At 45.1% G+C, this 4104-nt stretch carries 4 protein-coding genes; 1 reads left to right on the plus strand and 3 read right to left on the minus strand.

What is annotated here, in order from left to right:
- The first annotated feature begins 175 nt into the window (after nt 1-175).
- Nucleotides 176-1546 (plus strand): YjiH family protein, encoded by a 1371-nt coding sequence (locus KDK14_RS20765; protein WP_257267148.1) that lies wholly within the window; start codon nt 176-178, stop codon nt 1544-1546.
- Nucleotides 1547-1680: 134 nt separating this feature from the next.
- On the opposite strand, the gene KDK14_RS20770 is transcribed toward KDK14_RS20765, so the two are convergent.
- The 3 genes from KDK14_RS20770 to KDK14_RS20775 form a co-directional block, all read right to left on the minus strand.
- The gene (locus tag KDK14_RS20770) at nt 1681-1830 is read right to left on the minus strand and encodes a hypothetical protein (RefSeq protein WP_257267149.1); all 150 of its coding nucleotides are present in this window, start codon (nt 1828-1830) and stop codon (nt 1681-1683) included.
- A 112-nt stretch (nt 1831-1942) separates the two neighbouring features.
- On the minus strand, nt 1943-2074 hold the full coding sequence (locus KDK14_RS21915) for a nitrous oxide-stimulated promoter family protein (RefSeq protein WP_373691130.1): 132 nt from the start codon (nt 2072-2074) through the stop codon (nt 1943-1945).
- A gap of 265 nt (nt 2075-2339) precedes the next feature.
- On the minus strand, nt 2340-3794 hold the full coding sequence (locus KDK14_RS20775) for a hypothetical protein (protein ID WP_257267150.1): 1455 nt from the start codon (nt 3792-3794) through the stop codon (nt 2340-2342).
- Nucleotides 3795-4104 lie beyond the last annotated feature (310 nt).

Consider the following 4104-nt stretch of genomic DNA (forward strand, 5'->3'; position numbering starts at 1 on the left):
AAGAAGCAGGAATTTTTAGACCAATTTATCGCATCCGCAGCAGGGCAGTCTATTATAGGACAGCCTCCCGGACCATTAACGATATTCCTGACTGATTAATTCGTTGAGCAGGAAATATGATTTTTTTGAATCATACTTTTGTGCATGGCTGAGTTTAAGGAGTGCGGAACCTGTTATGAAACAGTTTACAGCCCTGAAAAAGAGAGAGACCAGCCTGCGTCACTGGTTGACATTTTTAATGCCATCACTGATTGGCTTGTTGTTATTTGTTACTCCGGTCAGTCTCAATGGTGAATTTACCATCCCTGTTGCCCTGCTGGCTGGCGGATTAAAAGCGTTGCTCCAGGAACAACTGACCACCATCATTACCATTATTGTAAGCTTGACCGGATTGATCACCATCATTACCAAGGTATTCCAGCCACAAGCAATAACCACGCGACCATTTCTTTCATCATTATTTGATATCACGCCACTGTGGTGCCTGGTAAGGGTTGCCGGAATGGTCTTTGTTCTTTCCAGTTTTTTCCGGGTCGGTCCGCAAGCCATCTGGTCAGAAGCCACCGGTGGCATGGTTTTGAATGATCTGATGCCAACGCTGTTTTCGGTCTTTATCTTTGCCGGACTTTTGCTGCCGCTGTTAATGAACTTTGGTTTACTGGAGCTGCTCGGTGCATTGATGACCCGCATAATGCGGCCGGCATTTAATCTGCCCGGTCGATCAGCTATTGACTGTATTGCCTCATGGCTGGGTGATGGGAGCGTTGGTATCCTGATGACCAGCAAGCAGTATGAAACTTCTTATTATACTCAGCGTGAAGCTGCGGTGATCGGTACCACTTTCTCAGTGGTTTCAATTACCTTCTCACTGGTGGTTATTGCCCAGGTTGGCCTGGATCACCTATTTACCCAGTTTTACCTGACTGTCTGCTTTGCCGGACTGGTTGCGGCTTTTATTGTACCCAGACTGCCTCCCCTTTCCAGAAAAAAAGATGTGTTCATCTGCGGAAAAATCCGCAGTGATGAAGATGAAATTATTCCTTCGGGTATCAGTGTCTTTAGCTGGGGCCTGGGCCTGGCACTGGAGAAAGCAGCAAAAATCACCAACCCAATGAAGGTCATCCAGGATGGCGGCAAGAATGCCATTGATATGGTGTTTGGTGTATTGCCAGTAGTGATGGGTATAGGCACCATTGCACTGATCATTGCCGAATACACCCCAATTTTCCAATACCTTGGAATGCCATTTCTGCCATTGCTGGAGTGGTTGCAAATTCCTGAAGCCAAGGCGGCTTCCACCACCATGATGGTGGGCTTCACCGATATGTTCGTGCCCTCTATCCTGGCAGCATCCATTGACAATGACATGACCCGGTTTGTTATTGCGGCATTATCTCTGACTCAGTTGATTTACCTGTCCGAGGTAGGGGCTTTGCTCCTGGGAAGCAAGATTCCGGTAACCTTGCTTGAGCTATTTATTATTTTTATTTTGAGAACACTGGTTACATTACCCGTTATTGCGGCGATTGCCCATCTTATCTTCTGATACGGAACCATGAGCCTCGGGCTGCCGAGGCGCATATCAGGATCATTTAATCCGTTTGTCAACCTCTCGAAATGCTGGTGCGTCGACAGATTTCATCAATTCAAGTGCCAAGCTAAGTTGACATCCTCCCACCACTAAACCGGCATGGGGTTATATTGGAGTATTTCTCCAGCGAGACTCTCATGCCCGGGCGCAGTTTTCCATTTACCAGTAGCGAGGAAAATACCCAGCATGCCGAGCCCAAGGGCAAGGCAACCGGCCACCATAAGCAACACTTTTTTCATCAACTATCCATTCCAGCCAGAGGATCGGCGTGTTTGAACCGGTAGCTGGGCTGCCGTGTCAGTTTGTCGCAATTCACCACACGGACAAGGGCTTTATTTTTCACTGTTTTTTTCAAAGAAGTTTTGCCGGAAGTTCCGGGGCTGATCGACGATCATACAACAAATGCCTTATAGACAGCAGCGGATGCTTTAATAACATACGAGGGCCATCGTAAATCATAATGATCCGTGCCAGTGCTTTCATGTCTTTTTTATTTTAGATTTGTACTTGTTTCCTTAGTGAAAACCCTCAATGGCCAAATGGAATCATATTTGTCTGGCCAAGCGTGCATTTAATATGCAAGGCGCTTCGCAGGCAGTAACCGTAGCTATGTGACAAAGTTGCAACGGAACACGACTGCATGGAAGCCAGAGCAACGCAGGAGCAGTTGTCGAGAGTGGCTGACAATCTGGTCAGAAAATATGATTTCATATGGTCAGCTACTTAACCTCCCCACTCAGGAGAGCCATTAAAAATCGTCTGGAGGCGGGAACTTGATACTGTGCATAGTATCTTCAATATCGGACTCCCACATGGAGGGAACAATCCAGGACGTCATAAAGACAGTGGCCATAAGGCTCGCTGTTAAGGGAAAATAATTAGTAATACCAAGCTGCCCCATCAGTAGATAAGAAACGGAAGGAGCACCAATAAATGCCAGCCCGGGTACAAACCAGGAGAACAACCTGCGCGTTGTATAGGTAATTACCTCGCTTTTCGAACGAACAGATGCCTCTGCTGCCAGGCAAAGATTCTCGGTGTAAACCCTGAATGTGGTAACATTCGGAACTTGTTTGACCACTTTTTTACGGACCGTTCTGGTTCTCTCCCTGGGAACCATGCTATTGCCCCGCGCACCCCACTCATAAGTTTCAGGATGCTGATAATAAATTTCGGTTTCATCGTCCTCTTCAATAACCTCGATATCTTTGCTGCCACCTTGATGCAACATCACTTCACAATAATTCCAGGCAACAGGAACAGGTCCCATTGAAAAATACCCTTTCCTGTCAACCCTGATAATCTGACCACTGCGGAATGCACTTCGTTTTGATATTGTTTTATTCCAATGATGCAAAAAAGTTCGATCTGATTCTTCATAGCGGCCTGTGCGTTTAAAAAAATCGGTATCTTCAAACTCGATAATGTGATGAATATCGGTCACCAGCTCCTTTGTTGCATAATAGAAATTGTATAATGACGAAAACAGGGAATTTTCTTCATCCCATATCTCCAGCCTCGGCATAAACGGTTTTACGACATCAATAACAACCAGTTCATTTTTGTGCTCTTCTGACATTTTGTTGCCAACTTCACCAGTCTCCGCTCCCAGACGTTTCACCAGAACAGGGTGATTATGGTATTTATTGTCGATAACACCCGGGCTTCGTACCTCATATCCCAGTTTAAAATCAGCAACTACATTTTTTACAATCCAGCCATAGGGCGCTCCTGCAACTGCATAAGGCCAGTTGGTTGTCCCGGTATCTTCATTCAATATATTATCAAAGGTACCGAGCATGACACTGTCCATATATCTCATATAGTGTTTGCCACGGCGAACAGGGTCTATCACGTGACGATTGAAAACACCCTGATACTCCTCAGCAAAGTTGGTAAAAGGAATGATCAGTGGTTTCATCACCAAGTCATTAAACAGGTAGTTACTATTATCAATGATTGACCTCAACAAAGTTGGATCCTTATCTCTGGATCGAATCAGATCCTGGTAATATTCCCTGATTGCCGTTTGTTTCTCAGGCGGGTTGTCGTCTTCATTTGCTTCAGTGTCATCCTGCCGCTCCTCATCCAGATCATCCTCAATGAAATCGTCTTGTTCATCCATATACAGAGATGATTCTGAGTCATTACCCGCATAGTCATCCACATCGGCTATGGCGTTCATGCCTGGCAAACTGATCATTAAAAAAATTACCAACGAAAAACCATGAATAACGCGATTCTGTCTCATCATAAACCCCGGTAAACATTTTATTATTTTCAGACACATCACTGTTCAATAGCCAGCAAATTTGGCCATCTATTTTAAAGACAACTGACACGTAAATTTGTTCCATTAAAAATTACCACTCACTGCATTTATGATGGGTTATAAGATGAATGATAAATAGTTGACCAAATGCAATCATATTTTCTGACTTGGGAGGCTATCCGAGAATAGACGGCCCTGCGCGGCAACTGCTCCTGCGTTGCTCTGGCTTATGCATCCATGC

Source organism: Endozoicomonas sp. ONNA2, assembly GCF_024606365.1.
Taxonomy (GTDB): domain Bacteria; phylum Pseudomonadota; class Gammaproteobacteria; order Pseudomonadales; family Endozoicomonadaceae; genus Endozoicomonas.

Excerpts from the sequence above, each read along its gene's own strand:
- KDK14_RS20770 (WP_257267149.1), bottom strand. The coding sequence starts at position 1,830 with ATGAAAAAAGTGTTGCTTATGGTGGCCGGTTGCCTTGCCCTTGGGCTC.
- KDK14_RS21915 (WP_373691130.1), bottom strand. The coding sequence starts at position 2,074 with ATGAAAGCACTGGCACGGATCATTATGATTTACGATGGCCCTCGTATG.
- KDK14_RS20775 (WP_257267150.1), bottom strand. The coding sequence starts at position 3,794 with ATGATCAGTTTGCCAGGCATGAACGCCATAGCCGATGTGGATGACTAT.
- KDK14_RS20765 (WP_257267148.1), top strand. The coding sequence starts at position 176 with ATGAAACAGTTTACAGCCCTGAAAAAGAGAGAGACCAGCCTGCGTCAC.